Below are 15733 nucleotides of genomic sequence, written 5' to 3'. Positions count from 1 at the left end.
CGGCTCGGCGTAGCGCAGCCCGGTCATCCGGGTGCCGGTGAACTCGATGCTGGTCAGCGAGGCCAGCGCGCACTGGCGGCGGCGCGGGTCGTGCCAGAGCCGCTGGCCCATCAGGTAGCGGCGCAGCGTCCAGATCGGCAGCTGGTGCGACACGCACACGACCTCGCGGCCGGGGGCGAGCGCCCGTGCGGCGTGCACGGCGCCGAGCATCCGGTGTGCGATCGCGATGTAGGGCTCGCCCCAGGACGGGGTGAACGGGTCGCGCAGCAGCCGCCACACCTGCGGGCGCTTGAGCGCGCCGTCGCCGACGCCGAACCGCTTGCCCTCGAAGAGGTTGCCGGACTCGATCAGTCCCTCGTCGGTGTGGATGTCGACGCCGTGGGCGTCCGCGATCGGGCGGGCGGTCTCCTGCGCGCGCTGCAGCGGCGACGCGACGACGGCGGCGACGTCGTTGCCGTCCAGGTACGCGGCGACGGTCTTGGCCTGGGCCCGGCCGTGGTCGGACAGGTGGTAGCCGGGGATGCGGCCGTAGAGGACGCCCTCGGGGTTGTGCACCTCGCCGTGGCGCAGCACGTGCACCACGGTCACCGGTCCCGACGCGGGCGGGCTGGTCCGGTCACCCATGGTCAGACCCCGTCCGGTCGGGTGGCGGCGGCCGCGGCGCCCGCGGCGGCGACGAGGCCGGTCTCGATCCGCTCGAAGGCCTCGTCGTCCAGCGCGGTGGAGACGAACCAGCCCTCGAAGGCGCTGGGCGGCAGGTAGACCCCGTGGTCGAGCATGGCGTGGAAGAACGCCGGGTAACGCCAGGTCTCGGCGGCCTTGGCACCCGCGTAGTCGGTGACCGGGTCGGCGGTGAAGAACGGGGAGAACATGGTGCCCGCGTACTGGATCGTGTGGGCGACGCCCTCCCGGTCCAGCGCCGCGGTCACCATGGCGCCGATCCGGTCGGCGTTGGCCGCCAAGGTGGCGTAGACGGCCTCGTCGGCGTGGCGCAGCGTGGTGAGCCCGGCGGCGACGGCGACGGGGTTCCCGGCGAGCGTGCCCGCCTGGTAGACCGGGCCGGCCGGTGCCAGGTACGACATGTGCTCGGCGGACCCGCCGAACGCGGCGGCGGGCAGGCCGCCGGACATGACCTTGCCGAAGGTGTAGAGGTCCCCGGCGACGCCGTCGCAGCCGAACCAGCCCTGACGCGAGGCCCGGAAGCCGGTCATGACCTCGTCGATCACCAGCAGCGCGCCGTGCTCGTGCGCGAGGTCGCGCAGCGCGGCGTTGAACCCGGGGACCGGCGGGACGACGCCCATGTTCCCGGCGGCGGCCTCGGTGATCACGCAGGCGATTTCCGGGCCGCGCTGCTCGAACACGGTGCGGACGGCGTCGAGGTCGTTGTAGGGCAGCACCACGGTGTCGGCGGCCTGGGCGCCGGTGACGCCCGGGCTGGTCGGCAGGCCGAGGGTGGCGATGCCGGAGCCCGCGTCGGCGAGCAGCGCGTCCACGTGGCCATGGTAGCAGCCGGAGAACTTCACGATCACCGTGCGACCGGTGATGCCGCGGGCGAGCCGGATGGCGCTCATCGTCGCCTCGGTGCCCGAGTTGACCAGGCGGACCTGCTCGACCGGGGTGCGGTCGACGATCTCGGCGGCGAGATCGATCTCGCCCGGGGTCGGGGTGCCGAACGACAGCCCCTGCGACGCCGCGGACCGCACCGCCTCGACGACGGCCGGGTGCGCATGCCCCAGGATCATCGGCCCCCAGGAGGAGACGAGGTCGACGTAGGTGGCGCCGTCGGCGTCGGTGAGGCGGCAGCCCTCGCCCGAGACCATGAACCGCGGGGTGCCGCCGACCGAGTTGAACGCCCGCACCGGGGAGTTCACCCCGCCGGGGATCAGCTCGGTCGCCCGCTCGAAGAGGCGGGCCGACTCCTTCGGTTCCGGGTTGCTCACGGTGGTCCCTGCGCTTCCGGTGCTCACGGGCCCAGTCTCGCAGCCGGTGTCAGGACCGGCTCGCGCCCCCGAGCTTGCGGGCGGCGTACCACTCCTTCGCAGGGCGACCGAACAGCAGCGCGACCCCGGCAGCGGCGACACCGACGACCAGCACCGCGAACACCGGCTGCCCGCCGATCAACATGATCAGCAGTAGTGGGATCCCGTAGAGCACGAGCAGCACGATCAGCGCGATCCGCGCCCCGGCAGCACCGAGGAACGCGGCGACCGCCAGCGCGATCCAGACCAGTGCCAGCACCAGGAAGACCACGCCCATGACCCGCACCGCCTGGCCGAACTGGGCCATCGTCATCCCGGCCGCGGCCAGCGCGGCGTCGAACTCCCCGCGCGGGATGCCGGAGTCGTTCAGCAGCGACTCGTTGACGGTCACGAACAGCGAACCGATGCCGGTGACCACGAACGGCACCGCCGCCGCGATCAACGCGACGAGCGCGGTCACGACCTGACGAGGCCGGGCCGGACGGCCCTGTGGCCCGCTGCCGAGACCCGCCGGGGGCGGTCCCCAGCCCGACGTGGTGTTCCACTGCGGGCCCTGCCCCGCCTGCGGCCCGGGGCCAGACTGCTGCCCGGGCCCCGGCTGCGCGGCAGAACCCGGCTGTGCTGCGGAGCCCGGGTGCCCGGTCGAGCCCGGCTGCGGTGCCGGCGCGGCGGGTGCCTGCGACGGCGACGGCGGCGTGGAGCCGCCGTGCCAGCCGTTCGGGTACGGGTTCTGCGGGTACTGCGGGTAGCGCCCCGTCGACGGCCCGGGCCGGTAGTACTGCGGGGCGTCGTGCTGTCCGGGGTCGCTGCTCACGTCGTCCACGGTAGCCGTGCCGGTGTCCGGTTTGCCACGTTCGGCGGTACCCGACGGCGCGATTCACTCTTCGCCGGACGCCCGGCCCGAGAGCCGCCCACAGCGCCGCCCACAGCACTGCCACGGCACGAGGCCGTACGCCGTCCGGTCGTCACCCGGCACGGCCACGATCGGGCGCGCGAGGTCCTCCGGCTCGTTCGGGAGGCGAACTCGAACTCGGGCCGGGAGCGGGGCCGGGCCCGGGAGCGGGCACGGGTCCGGGGCCGAGCTCGGGGCCCAGAGTCTGCGAATTCGCTTACCGGGTAAGCGAACTCGGAGAAAGGTGGCCTCGCTGGAACTTCCCCGGGCCGCCCACGGCGGACACGCTCTCCACCGCGCGAGCAGAAGATCGTCCCGACGGTGGCGGGATCAGCCCCGGTCGAGCCAGGACGCGACCTCGGTGGCCCAGTAGGTCAGGATCACGTCCGCACCGGCGCGGCGGATCGAGGTCAGCGTCTCCATGATGGTCCGCTCGCGCTCGAGCCAGCCCCGGGCGACGGCGGCCTCGACCATCGCGTACTCACCGGAGATCTGGTACGCCGCGACGGGCACGTCGGCGACGTCGGCCACCCGGGCCAGGATGTCGAGGTAGGCCAGGGCGGGCTTGACCATCACCATGTCGGCGCCCTCGTCGAGGTCGAGCGCGAGCTCGCGCAGGGCCTCACGCGCGTTGCCGCCGTCCTGCTGGTAGGTCTTGCGGTCGCCCGTGAGCTGCGAGTTCACCGCCTCGCGGAACGGGCCGTAGAACGCCGAGGCGTACTTCGCGGTGTAGGCGAGGATGCCGGTGTCGGTGAACCCGGCCTCGTCGAGCGCGGCGCGGATGACGCCGACCTGGCCGTCCATCATGCCGCTGGGGCCCGACCAGGTGGGCGCCCGCGCGGGCCTGCTCGACACCCATCGCGCGTAGATCTCCAGCGTCGCGTCGTTGTCGACGCCGCCGTCGGCGTCCCAGCACGCCGCAGTGGCCGTGGTCGGTGAACTCGTCGAGGCACAGGTCGGACATCACGACAAGGTCGTCGCCGACCTCGGAGCGCACGTCGCGCAGGCCGACGTTGAGAATGCCGTCCGGGTCGACGGCGCCGGAGCCGGTCGCGTCGTGGTGCTCGGGGACGCCGAACAGCATCACGCCGCCGACGCCCGCGGCCGCCGCCTCCGCGGCCGCCTTGCGCAGCGAGTCGCGGGTGTGCTGCACGACCCCGGGCATCGAGCCGATCAGGACCGGCTCCGTCGCGCCCTCACGGACGAACATCGGCAGCACCAGCTGCCGCGGACGGACCTCGGTCTCGGAGACCAGCCGCCGCATCGCGGGGGTGTTCCGCAACCGTCGGGGACGCTGCGCCGGAAAACCCATGCGGACCAGGCTACGACCGCCCCGGACACACGTCGGCCCCGCACCACCTCGGAGAGGCGGGACGGGGCCGGACGGGGACGGCAGCGGGCTCAGCGGCAGTGCCGATGCGCCCTTCGCTCCGCTCAGCGGCAGTGCCGATGCGCCCTTCGCACGCTCAGCGGCGGCGAGCCTTCACCTTCTTCGGCGGCGGCAGGTTGCCCTCGGCGCGCAGCTTCGCGGTGTGGCTGGCCAGCGCGTCGACCAGGGTCGGGACGCGGGACTCCTCGGGCTGCACGTCGACCCGCAGGCCGAACTCGCGCGCGGTCTCCGCGGTGGCCGGGCCGATGCAGGCGACCAGGGTCCTGGCGTGCGGCTTGCCGGCGATGCCGACCAGGTTCCGCACCGTCGACGACGAGGTGAAGCACACCGCGTCGAAGCCGCCGGTCTTGATCGCCTCACGGATCGGCGCGGGCGGCGGGGCGGCCCGGACGGTCCGGTAGGCCGTCACGTCGTCGACCTCCCAGCCGCGCTCCTGCAGCCCGGCCGACAGCGTCTCGGTGGCGATGTCGGCGCGCGGGAGCAGTACCCGGTCGACCGGGTCGAGGACGTCGTCGTGCGGCGGGAAGATGTCCAGCAGGCCCTCGGACGTCGAGGACTGGGCCTCGTCGATGTCGGGGACGAGCTCGGGCTCGATGCCGAACTCGCGGACCTTCTCCGCGGTCGAGCGGCCGACGCAGGCGATCTTCACGCCGGAGAAGGCGCGGGCGTCGAGGCCGAACTCACCGAACTTCTCCCAGACGGCCTTGACCGCGTTGGTCGAAGTGAACACGACCCACTGGTAGCGGCCGTCGACCAGGCCCTTGACCGAGCGCTCCATCTGCGCGGGCGACCGGGGCGGCTCGACGGCGATCGTCGGCACCTCCTCCGGGATGGCGCCGTGCATCCGCAGCCGCTCGCTCATCACGCCGGCCTGGTCCTTGGTGCGCGGCACCAGGACCCGCCAGCCGTAGAGCGCGCGCGACTCCCACCAGGACAGCTCGCCACGGCGACCGGCGGCCTCGCCGACGGTGAGGACGAGCGCGCCCTCCAGGTCACCGCCGTCGGCGGCGATCCGCCCGACCGACGACGAGATGGTCCGCTGGGTGGAGGTGGTGCCGCCCGCGGTGATGGCGACCGGCGTCTCGTCCGGGACGCCCTGGGCGGTCAGACCGGCGGCGACGTCGCCGAGCAGCGCGCTCGTCGCGTGCAGCACGACCGGACCCGGGCTCGCGGCCAGCGCGGCCCAGTCGACGCCCGCGCGGACGTCGGCCTCGACGTGCGCCGACCCGAGCGCGACACCGGCGTAGGCCGGGACCGCGGTCGAGGACGGGACGCCCGGAACCACGTCGAACGGCGTGCCCGAGGCGGACACGGCCATCGCCTCAGCGACGACGGCGTCGTTGGTCAGCGGGTCGCCGGAGACCAGCCGGGCCACCGAGCGGCCCTGGCCGGCCTCGCTGAGCAGGTCGCTCGCGATGTCGGCGGGCTGCCCGACGGCCGGGCGCACCTCGGCGCCGTCCGCGGCCAGGGCGAGGATGCCCTCGGGCACGTCCGGGTCGGTGATGACCAGCGGCGAGCCAGCGAGCACGTCCCGGGCACGCACGGTGAGCAGCGCCGGGTCCCCCGGTCCGCTGCCCACGAAGGCGATCCGCCCCGAGGTGTTGGCAGGTCCTGTCATTGAAGAAACTCCCGAATCAGCGGTTGGCGGGACCACCGGGACCTGCGGGGCGCAGGTCCTCGGCTCCCAGGTCGAGAAGCTCGAGGGCGACCGCGGCCCCGATCTTCTCTGCGTCGTCCATGTCTCCGGTGGCGGAGGCGCGCACCACGTCGCCCCCCGCGATGTCCCCGATCCCCAGCGCGCCGCGCAGCGACAGCCGGTCGACCGCGCGGCCGTCGTCGTCGAGGTCGGAGACGACCTCGGCGAGCGCGCCGACGGGGGTCGTGCACTCGGCCTCCAGCCCCGCCAGCACCGCACGCTCGGCGGTGACGGCGAAGCGCACACCGCTGTCGTCCAGCACCGCGGCCAGCACCGCCGCCAGGTCGGTGTCGGCGGTGCGGCACTCGATCGCCAGCGCGCCCTGGGCCGGGGCGGGCAGCATCTGCAGCGGGTCGATCAGCTCGTCCGCCTCGTCGACGCGGCCCAGCCTGCGCAGTCCCGCGGCGGCCACGACCACCGCGTCCAGCTCGCCGGACCGCACCTTCCCGATCCGGGTGTCCACGTTCCCGCGGATCGGCAGCACCTCCAGCCCCAGGCCGAGCGCGTGCAGCTGCACGGTCCGGCGCGGGGACCCCGTCCCGACCCGGGCACCACGGCCCAGCTCGCCGAGCACCCGACCGCCGGTGACCAGCGCGTCGCGGACGTCCTCGCGCTCGGGGACCGCCGCGATCGTCAGCCCCTCGGGCTGCGCGCTCGGCAGGTCCTTGTACGAGTGCACGGCCACGTCGATCTCGCCGGCGTAGAGCGCGTCGCGCAGCTGCGAGACGAACACCCCCACCCCGATCTGCGGGATCGGCGCCGACGAGCGGTCACCGCTGGTCGAGATGGTGACCAGCTCGCACGGGTGGCCGGCGGCGACGAGCCGGTCGGCCACGGTGGTGGACTGCGCGACCGCCAGCTTCGACGGCCGGGTGCCGATCTTCAGGACGCTCACGAGATCTGCTCCGGGGGACGGGACCCGATCGACGGGGTGACGTCGAACGGCACGGTGGGGTCGCTGAAGCGCAGGGCGGCGGCGACGTCGCCGCCGTCGACGCTGGCGTCGGCGCCACGGACCGGGGCGGCGACCGCGGCGGCGGCCTGCGGGTCGAGCTCGAACAGGGTGCGCAGCGCCGCGGCGTAGCTGTCCCCGTCCGGACCCTCGGCCAGGCGCTTCACCTGGACGGTGGGGGTGTGCAGCAGCTTGTCGACGACCCGGCGCACGGTGCGGGAGAGCTCCTCGCGGACCCGGGCGTCCAGATCGGGCAGCCGCGAGTCGAGGCGCAGCAGCTCGGCGTCGACGACCTCCGAGGCGCGCCGGCGCAGCGCGGTGACCGTCGGCGTGACCTCGGCCGAGCGCTGCCCGGCCAGGTACTGCTGGGCCTCGGCGTCGACCATCTTCTGGGCCACGGCGACCGAACCGCCGTCGGCGACGTCGAGCAGCCGACGCTGCAGGGTGATCAGGTCGACCATGCGCACGCCGGCCAGCTCGCCGACGGCCGGGTCGACGTCGCGCGGCAGGCCCAGGTCGCACACGACCAGGGGGGAGGTGCGGCCGTTCAGTGCCTGCGCGACCGGCTCGACGTCGACGACGTGGCCGATCGCGCCGGTACAGGCCAGCAGCAGGTCCGCGTCGCGCAGCTCGGCGGCCAGGTCGTCCATCACCGCGAAGCGCGCCGTGGTGCCCGGGTCCGCGTGCTCCCGGATCTTCTCGACGAGCCGCTCGCCGCGCTCGGCCGACCGGTTCAGCACGACGATCTCGCCCGCCCCGGCGCGACGCAGGTGGGCCGCGGCCAGCGCGCCCATCGCGCCCGCCCCGACGATGACGGCGCGGCGCCCGGCCAGACCGTCCCCGCCGAGCTCGCGGTCGGCGTCGCGCAGGGCCTCCGACACGACCGAGGCACCCGCCTCGTCGATACCGGTCCCGGCGTGCACCCGCTTGCCGACCCGCAGCGCCTGCTGCACCAGCTCGTGCAGGACCTTGCCGACGGCGCCCGCGCTGTCCGCGGCCGCGTAGGCCCCGCGCAGCTGACCGAGGATCTGCGACTCGCCGACCACCATCGAGTCCAGGCCCGCCGCCAGCGCGAACAGGTGCTGGACCGCCGAGCCCGCGTAGTGCACGAACAGGTGCTCGGACAGCTCGCCGATCGGGAACCCGGCATGGGCACCGAGCACGTCGGTGACGTCGCCGAGGCCGCCGTGGAACGCGTCCACGACCGCGCAGATCTCGATCCGGTTGCACGTGGAGAGGACGACCGCCTCCTCCACGTGCGAGCGGTCGAGCATCTCCTCGAGCAGCTTGGGCACGTCACCCGGAGCGACCGCGAGGCGCTCCAGCACCTCGACCGGCGCGCTGCGGTGCGACAGGCCGACCACGAGGACGCTCATGGCTCTACGACACCACCGATTCGTTCGTCTTGTCCGTCACCGCGGCGGCACCGGTGTGCCGTCGCGCCACGTGGAACGCGAGGACCTGCAGCTCGACCGACAGGTCGACCTTGCGGACCTCGACGTCGTCCGGACCGTGAGCAGCACCGGAGCGAAGTTGAGGATGGACTGCACACCCGCCGCCACGAGCAGGTCGCAGACCTTCTGGGCAGCCGGCCCCGGCGTCGCGATCATCCCGATGGTGACGCCGTCACCGGCGCACACCTCGGGGATCTCGCGCGCGTGCCGCACCCGGATGCCGTTGATCTCACTGCCGACGAGGTCGTCGTCGACGTCGAACAGGGAGCTGACCGGGAAGCCCCGGCCCGCGAAGCCGGAGTAGCCGGCCAGGGCGTGGCCCAGGTTGCCGACGCCGACCAGCGCGACCGACTGCCGCTGGTCCATGCCCAGCTCGCCCTGCAGCCGACCCTGCAGCGAGGCGACGTCGTAACCGACGCCGCGCACGCCGTAGGAACCCAGGTAGGACAGGTCCTTGCGGAGCTTGGCCGAGTTGACCCCGGAGGCACCGGCGAGCTCCTCGGACGACACCGTCTCGACGCCCGCGTCGCGCAGCTCACCGAGCACGCGCAGGTACACCGCGAGCCGGGACACGGTCGCCTCGGGCACCGGGCGCGCGGGGCGCTCGCCGGTGCCGTCGGGCGCGGCGACGCCGGACTCGGGCGGCAGGGTCACGGGCCGTCCTCCTCGGGCGTCGGTCGGCGGGCGGCCGGGGTCCCGGTGGCCGTCCTGCTCACGGGGGCTTGTCCGCGGGCGGTCGGTCATCGAGACTGGGCGTGCTCCGTTCGGGGATGTACAGGGGCCGGTCGTCGGCGTGCTCGCGGCACGCCCGCGAACCGGCCGGGCGGGCCGGACGGGCTGCGGACGGACGAGACCCGGCGTCCTCGGCGCCGCAGGGGCACCGTGCCACCGGGACCGGCGACGGGAACCCACGGTAGCCGCTTGTGAAGGCACGCACAAAGTTGCGATCTTGGTCCTCTCCGTGCTCGACCCCGCCCCTGACCTGGAGCTACCGGTGATCGACGGGCAGGAACCGCTCGTCGTGCGACGACCGCCACGTCGTTCCCCACGACACCACCGTCACGCAGTCCTGACGACCGCTCGTGACACAGCTCTCCGCGCGGAGGGGGCCCACCGGGATCCAGGTCGGCGCCGCCGTCGGCGCCGCTCAGGTCACGGTGACCGTGCGAGTCGGCCAGCCGGTCGCCGCCCCCGGCAGCGGGGAGCGGCGCTCGGCGGTCTGGACGACGCCGTCGCCGTCGGTGGCACGGCACACCAGGGTGTACCCGCCCGGCGGTAGGTCCAGCTCGGCGCGCCACTGCCGCCAGGTCGCCCCGCCGGCGGGCACCGGCGCGAGCTCGGCGGTCACCCAGGACCCGGATCCGCCGCCGTCCTGCACCCCGACCTCGACCCGGCGGATCCCCCGGGGCACCGCCCAGGCGGTGCCGGTGACCACGACCCGACCGGCGGGCACGCTCGCGTACGAGGCGGGCGACTCGATCCGCGCGGCCGTCTCCATCGGTCCGGGCGGGGCCCACCCGCGGGCGCGCCAGTAGTCGGCGCGCGCGCCGAACGTCGTGAACTCGATGTCGGTGACCCACTTGGTGGCCGAGACGTAGCCGTAGAGCCCGGGGACGACGATCCGCACCGGGAAGCCGTGCTCGGGCGGGAGCGCGACCGGGCCGTCGGGTCCGGCCATCGCGACCGCGAGCAGCGCGCCGCGGGCGGGGTCGAGCAGCAGCGACGACGGGCTGCCCGCCGTCCAGCCGTCGGTGGAGGTGGACAGCGCCTGGTCCGCGGCCGGGTCGGGCTCCGCGGCCGCGAGCAGCGGCGCGAGCTCGACGCCGGTGAACCGGGTGGTGGAGACGAGGTCGCCGCCGACCTCGTTGGAGACGCACGCCATCGTCACCCAGCGTTCGACGAGCGGGCGGGCCAGCAGGTCGTCGAGGGTGAGGGTGAGCTCGCGCCCGACCCGCCCGTGCACCCGCAGGCTCCACGACGCCGGGTCGACCGACGGGACCCGCAGCGCGGTGTCGATCCGGTAGAAGGCGTCGACGGCGGTGGTGAACGCGGCCGCGCCGGGCACCTGTGCCCCCGCGGGCAGCGTCGGTGCGGCCGCGATGCGGCCCTGCGCGGCGAGCATCCGGATCCGGGCGGTGAGCGCCTCGCGTGCAGGCCCGATGCGGCCCGAGGGCAGCAGCGGCGCGGCGGCCGCGGCCCCGGCGCCCAGCACGACCCCGCCCGCCCCCGCCAGCGCGGTGGTGCGCAGGAACCGCCGCCGGGTCAGCGACGACCGGACCGGCCGCCCGTCGGGCAGCGTCCCGTCCGCGGTCGGGGCGGGGATCCGGGCCGCCAGCGCGTGCAGCTTCCGGAACACCGTCACCGCGACGACCGCGGCGGCACCCGCCGGGACCATGTCGAGCTGACCGGCGCCCGACGCCGTCGCCGCGGCGACCACGCCCGCCAGCCCGAGCACCGCGAGCCCCCACGCACCGGGCCACGGTGAGCGGCGCGACAGCGCCCCGAGCCCGGCCGCGGCGAGCGCAAGGACGACGAGCACCCCGGCGACGACGGTGTAGCGGCTGCCGATCCCGGCCCCGACCGTCGCCGCACCGGCCAGCGCGGGCGGGGTGAGCGCCACGACCTGCTCGGCGACGGCGTTCACCGGCCCGGCGGCCGGGGCGATCAGCAGCGCGAGAGCCTGCCCGGCGCCGACGCCCAGTGCGGCCGCGGCCAGCCCGGCCAGGGCGGTGCGGGCGGGCGGCGCGGGACGGGCCAGCCGCGTCCCCCGGCCGGCCGGGCCTCCGGCGGGGAAGGCCCGACCGTCGACGGTGGAGGCCGGACCGTCCGGGGCCGGGCTCACCGCCGGGCCAGGTCCGCGCGCAGGCGCTCCTCGTCGACCCGGAACGAGTCGTGCTCACGGCCGTCGAGCAGCACCACCGGCACCTGGTCGCCGTACTCCGGCGCAGCTCGTCGTCGGAGTCGACGTCGACGGTGTCCCAGCCGGTGTCCGTCTCGGCGCACACCCGGGCCAGCACCTCGGCGGCGTCGTCGCACAGGTGGCAGCCCACCCGGGTCAGCAGTCGTACCCGCATCTCACATCCTCGCCAGTGTCCTCCGGGCGATCTTGCCGTCGGGGTGCGGGCAGCTCGTCGACGAACGCGACGACGGCGGGCGCTTGAACCGGGCGAGCCGGGCCGCGCAGTGCTCGGCGACCGCCTCCCGGTGAGCTCGGCGCCCGCGACGGGCACGACGACCGCCTTGACCGCGGCGCCGGTCCGGTCGTCGGGCACCCCGACGACGGCGACCTCGGCCACCGCGTCCAGCTCGGCGACGACCTGTTCCACCTCGCGCGGTAGACGTTGAAACCGTTGACGATGACCAGGTCCGAGGACCGGTCGACGAGGTGCAGGTCGCCGTCGGCGTCGAGGTAGCCGACGTCGGCGGTGACGAACCAGCCGTCCTCACCGGGGCCGCCGCAGCCGTCGGGCCAGTAGCCGGAGAACAGGTTGGGACCGCGCAGCGCGATCAGGCCGGTGTCGTCGGCGGGGTCGGAGTCGTCGTCGTAGTCGAGGTCGTCGAGCGGGTCCTCGCCGCGCGGTGCCGGCTCCGGGTCGCGCTGCGGCAGCGGCTGCCCCGCGGGTCGACCAGACGCAGCTCCACCCCGGGCAGCGGCCGGCCGACCGAGCCCGGCTTGGCCGGGCGGCCCAGGTCGTTGCTGGTGACGACGGGCCCGCCCTCGGTGAGGCCGTAGCCCTCGTGCAGGTCCAGCCCGCTCGCCGCGCGGAAGTCCGTGAGCCAGCTCGCGGGCAGCGGGGCGCCGCCGGAGGTGCACAGCCGCACCCCCGCCATCGCGGCGCGCAGCCGCTCGGGCCCGAGGTCGAGCAGCATCCGGAACATCGACGGCACCCCGGCCACGACGCTGACCCGCTCCTGCACGACCGCCTCGGCCAGCCGGTCCGGGGAGAACCGGCCGGGCAGGACGACGGTGGCGCCGGTCCAGCAGACCTGCAGCAGCCCGGCGGCGAGCCCGTAGACGTGGAACAGCGGCAGCGCCAGCAGGACCCGGTCGACCGCATTGACCGGTGCCGGGCGGAGCTCCCCCGCCTGCTCGCGGTTGGCCAGCAGCGCGCGGTGCGACAGCCGCACCCCGCGCGGACGCCCGGTGGTGCCGGAGGTGAACACGACCAGCGCGATCCGCTCGGGGTCGGCGGGGGCCCGGTCGACCGGGGCGTCCGGGACCGGGCGGCCAGGTCCGGCGGGCCCAGCAGGGTCGCGCCGACGCCCTCGGCGCAGCCGGCCGCGACGGCGTCGTCGGGCCGGGCGACGACCGCGACCGGCCGGGCCTGGTCGAGCACGACCTCCAGCTCGCGGGTCACCGCGCCTGCGCCGAACGGTACGACGACCGCGTCGGCCCGCAGCGCTCCGAACAACGCCACGCAGTAGTCGGCCCCGTCGGGCAGGCCGATCGCGACCCGGTCACCGTGGCGGACGCCCGCCGCACGCAGCCGGGCGGCCTCGGCGGAGACCGCCGCGTCGAACGCCGACCAGGTCAGGGTGAGCGGTGCCGCGCCGGACAAGTCGCGGACGGCGTCGTGCCCGGGGCGCTCGGAGGCGTTGCGCGCCACCAGGTCGGCGAGGTGGGTGGGCCGCTCGGGACGGTGGCCCGGCGCGGGGTCGGAACTCGGCACGGCGGTCTCCATCCTCGGACCCCGCCGGGGCGGGGTCGGCTCGTCGGCACGCGTCACGGCCAGTGTTCCAAACCCGGCCGGGACCGTCGCGCCCCGAGGGACCGTTCACCGCTGTGTACGCCACGTGTCGATTCGGACACGCTTCGCGCACGGTTCGTCCACCGCGCGTATCGGGCCGCTCGCCGGAACGGCACGCGACGAGAGGCGGCGAGTGCGCTGCGCCACTCGACAGACGTCTATGCTCCGCCGCTACATGTAGTTCAACGCGTGAACCGCCGGTTCGTCGCGCGACTCACCCGAGGGAGTGGCATGCAGCTCGACGCCAGCGCGCCACGGTGCACACCGTGCCGCGCCGCGCGGGACGCGCCGGCGGTCCCCGCCCGCCGGGTCGCCCGCCGAGCCGTACCCCGTCCAACCCCCCGGGATCCATGACCCGGCCGACGCGACCGCACCGGCTGCTCCGACAGCAGCGCTCCGAGACCATCCCCGAGACCGTCCGTCCGCTCCGGGCCCCCGAACCCGGCCAGGACAGACCCGACACCGTCCGCCCCCAGCCGGACGGGGAGGTGTCCGTGACTTCAGCGACCTCTGCGCCGTCCCAGCCGACGGGGCCGATCGCGTCCGCTCCCCTGGTCGACGCTCCCCCCACGTACCCCGCAGGCCCTGCGCTACACCGCCCGGACGGCCGGACCACCCGGTCGGGTCCGCCGGGCCGTACCGAGCAGGACATGCCGATGCCACGACGGGCACCGCAGATCTCGCAGGAGCTGCAGCGACCGGAGGCCGACCCGGCCGACGAGGCCGCCCGCGCCGTCGAGGACGCGAACAGCTCCTGGGCGCTGGTCGAGGCCTGCCAGGCCGGCGACGTGGCCGCGTTCGGCGAGCTCTACGAGCGCTACCACGACGTCGTCTACCGGTACGTGCTGTTCCGGATGGGCGACCGGTCCTTCGCCGAGGACGTAACCCAGGAGACCTTCGTCCGGGCCCTGCGCCGGATCTCCTCGGTCAGCTACCAGGGCCGCGACATCGGGGCCTGGTTCGTCACCATCGCCCGGAATCTGATCTTCGACTACGTCAAGTCCAGCCGCTTCCGGCTGGAGCAGACGACCTCGGAGATCGTCGAGCTGTCGCCCAGCACCGGTGGCCCCGAGCAGCAGGTGCTCGACATGGCCACCAACGACGAGCTGCTGGCCTCGATCGCCAAGCTCAACTCCGACCAGCGCGAATGCATCCAGTACCGGTTCCTCAAGGGCCTCTCGGTCGCCGAGACCGCCGAGCTGATGGACCGCAACGAGGGTGCGGTCAAGGCGCTGCAGCACCGCGCGTGCGCCGCCTCGCACAGCTCCTCCCGGACGGCCTGCGGTGAGCGGGTCTCCCGCCGGAACAGCCGGAACGCGAGAGGGTGTGTCGATCACTGCGCCGAACGCACTACTCGATGCGGTGAACGGTTGGAAGGCCGTAACCTCGTCCGCAGTCGGTCGTTGTACCGACCGGCGCGCACTGACGGCGCCACACGCGCCGACGAGCAGCGCGAGACTGCAGTGAGGACGGACGGCATGCCCAGGGCATGGGACGACGGGTATCCCGGCGACGACGGTTTCGACCGCGCGCCGGCGGGTGCCCCTGCATCGGAGGAGCTGGCGCACGAGATCGCGCTGGCCGCCGCGCTGGACCGTTCGCGGCGTGACCTCTCGCCCGATCCGCACGCCTCGGCCCGGATGCGGGCACGGCTGTTCGAGGTGCTGGCCCAGGAGGGCGTCGGGCAGCAGTCCGGCGGGCCCTCGTTCGGCGACCGGTTCGACCGCGTCGACCCGGCCGACCTCACCGCGCCGATCGGCCCGCCGATCGCCGACGACCTCGACTGGGACGCGGTGTCCAACCGCCGCGCCGCCGGCGAGCACGCCCCGGCCGCGGACGACCCGACCGGTCGCGGCGGCCGTCCGCGCCGTGGCCGCCACGTGCTGCCGTCGGACCACCCGGACCACCCCGAGCAGGTGAGCGCCCCGGCCGGACGGGCCCGCGACGCCGAGGCGGGGCCCGGCCGCGACGACTCCGCCCGTCCGGCGCCGTCCGGCGCCCGGATGCTGGACCGCCGCCGCCCGAGCGTGCGCAAGCGCTTCGGCGTCGTCGTCGGCGGGTTCGCCGCGCTCGCGGTGATCGCCGGTGTGACCTCGACCGTCAGCCGCGACGCCCTGCCCGGCGACGCGATGTACGGCATGAAGCGCGCCAGCGAGAGCGTCGGCGGGGTGTTCACCGTCGGCCAGCAGGCCGAGGCCGCCCGCCAGCTCGACCTGGCCCGCTCCCGGGTCGACGAGCTGGAGAGCCTGGTCGCGCGGTCCACGCCGCCGTCGCCGGACGCGGTGGCGTCCGCGATGGGCGACTTCGACGGGCCACCAGCACCGGCAGCAGGCTGATGCTGGCCGGCGCGGGCACCGACGGCGCGGACACCTCGCGCCTGGCCGAGCTGCGGACCTGGGCGGCCGCCCAGTCCGGGCGCATCACCCGTCTGCAGTCCGACCTGCCCGCCGAGAGCCGCGGGGAGACCTCGGAGGCCATCCGCCTGCTGGACCGGGTGCTGACCCGGGCCGAGGCGCTGCGGGCCGGCACCGGCTGCGCCGCGGACAGCGGCGGCACCGTCGACGACCTCGGCCCGGTGCCGGCGAGTGCCCGCACCGCGGGTGGGCCGTCCTCGGCCCAGGC

Annotated in this window: 11 protein-coding genes and 6 pseudogenes; 3 read left to right on the top strand and 14 right to left on the bottom strand. The window is 75.1% G+C overall.

What is annotated here, in order from left to right; all coding sequences use genetic code 11:
• The 14 genes and pseudogenes from KPL57_RS25965 to KPL57_RS25905 form a co-directional block, all read right to left on the bottom strand.
• A partial coding sequence (locus tag KPL57_RS25965; protein WP_226353516.1) for a histidine phosphatase family protein occupies positions 1–624 on the bottom strand: 624 nt, incomplete at its 3' end.
• Between the two features lie 2 nt (positions 625–626).
• Positions 627–1940 (bottom strand): glutamate-1-semialdehyde 2,1-aminomutase, encoded by a 1314-nt coding sequence (gene hemL, locus KPL57_RS25960; RefSeq protein ID WP_226353515.1) that lies wholly within the window; start codon positions 1938–1940, stop codon positions 627–629.
• Positions 1941–1989: 49 nt separating this feature from the next.
• The gene (locus KPL57_RS25955; RefSeq protein ID WP_226353514.1) at positions 1990–2793 is read right to left on the bottom strand and encodes a hypothetical protein; all 804 of its coding nucleotides are present in this window, start codon (positions 2791–2793) and stop codon (positions 1990–1992) included.
• A 408-nt stretch (positions 2794–3201) separates the two neighbouring features.
• The gene (locus KPL57_RS72740; protein ID WP_374203790.1) at positions 3202–3726 is read right to left on the bottom strand and encodes a hypothetical protein; all 525 of its coding nucleotides are present in this window, start codon (positions 3724–3726) and stop codon (positions 3202–3204) included.
• Positions 3727–3835: 109 nt separating this feature from the next.
• A pseudogene (locus KPL57_RS72735) lies at positions 3836–4135 on the bottom strand (porphobilinogen synthase); the annotation flags it as partial.
• Positions 4136–4337: 202 nt separating this feature from the next.
• Entirely contained in the window at positions 4338–5879 is a 1542-nt protein-coding gene (locus tag KPL57_RS25945; RefSeq protein ID WP_075309988.1) for a uroporphyrinogen-III synthase, read from the bottom strand.
• Between the two features lie 16 nt (positions 5880–5895).
• The gene (gene hemC, locus KPL57_RS25940) at positions 5896–6852 is read right to left on the bottom strand and encodes a hydroxymethylbilane synthase (RefSeq protein WP_020626099.1); all 957 of its coding nucleotides are present in this window, start codon (positions 6850–6852) and stop codon (positions 5896–5898) included.
• On the bottom strand, positions 6849–8285 hold the full coding sequence (locus KPL57_RS25935; protein WP_226353513.1) for a glutamyl-tRNA reductase: 1437 nt from the start codon (positions 8283–8285) through the stop codon (positions 6849–6851). Before KPL57_RS25935 ends, hemC begins: the two co-directional genes overlap by 4 nt.
• Before the next feature lie 4 nt (positions 8286–8289).
• Positions 8290–9017 (bottom strand): annotated as a pseudogene (locus tag KPL57_RS25930) (redox-sensing transcriptional repressor Rex).
• A gap of 493 nt (positions 9018–9510) precedes the next feature.
• Positions 9511–11205, bottom strand: a complete 1695-nt coding sequence (locus tag KPL57_RS70245; protein WP_226353512.1) for a molybdopterin-dependent oxidoreductase — start codon at positions 11203–11205, stop codon at positions 9511–9513.
• Positions 11202–11366 (bottom strand): glutaredoxin family protein, encoded by a 165-nt coding sequence (locus KPL57_RS25920; protein WP_374203789.1) that lies wholly within the window; start codon positions 11364–11366, stop codon positions 11202–11204. Before KPL57_RS25920 ends, KPL57_RS70245 begins: the two co-directional genes overlap by 4 nt.
• Positions 11363–11659, bottom strand: a pseudogene (locus KPL57_RS72730) (hypothetical protein); the annotation flags it as partial. The gene KPL57_RS25920 and the pseudogene KPL57_RS72730, both read right to left, overlap by 4 nt.
• Before the next feature lie 211 nt (positions 11660–11870).
• Entirely contained in the window at positions 11871–12527 is a 657-nt protein-coding gene (locus KPL57_RS25910; protein WP_308253010.1) for an AMP-binding protein, read from the bottom strand.
• Positions 12528–12718: 191 nt separating this feature from the next.
• A pseudogene (locus KPL57_RS25905) lies at positions 12719–13045 on the bottom strand (AMP-binding protein); the annotation flags it as partial.
• A 716-nt stretch (positions 13046–13761) separates the two neighbouring features.
• Here KPL57_RS25905 and KPL57_RS25900 point away from each other — a divergent pair.
• The 3 genes and pseudogenes from KPL57_RS25900 to KPL57_RS25890 all read left to right on the top strand — a co-directional run.
• Positions 13762–14399, top strand: a pseudogene (locus KPL57_RS25900) (sigma-70 family RNA polymerase sigma factor).
• 190 nt (positions 14400–14589) lie between these two features.
• On the top strand, positions 14590–15447 hold the full coding sequence (locus tag KPL57_RS70240) for a DUF5667 domain-containing protein (RefSeq protein ID WP_308253009.1): 858 nt from the start codon (positions 14590–14592) through the stop codon (positions 15445–15447).
• Positions 15447–15733, top strand: a pseudogene (locus KPL57_RS25890) (hypothetical protein); the annotation flags it as partial. The gene KPL57_RS70240 and the pseudogene KPL57_RS25890, both read left to right, overlap by 1 nt.

This window comes from Pseudonocardia sp. ICBG601 (assembly GCF_020496245.1).
Note: the sequence above shows the minus strand (reverse complement) of the source record. Positions and strands in the feature narration are given on the sequence as shown.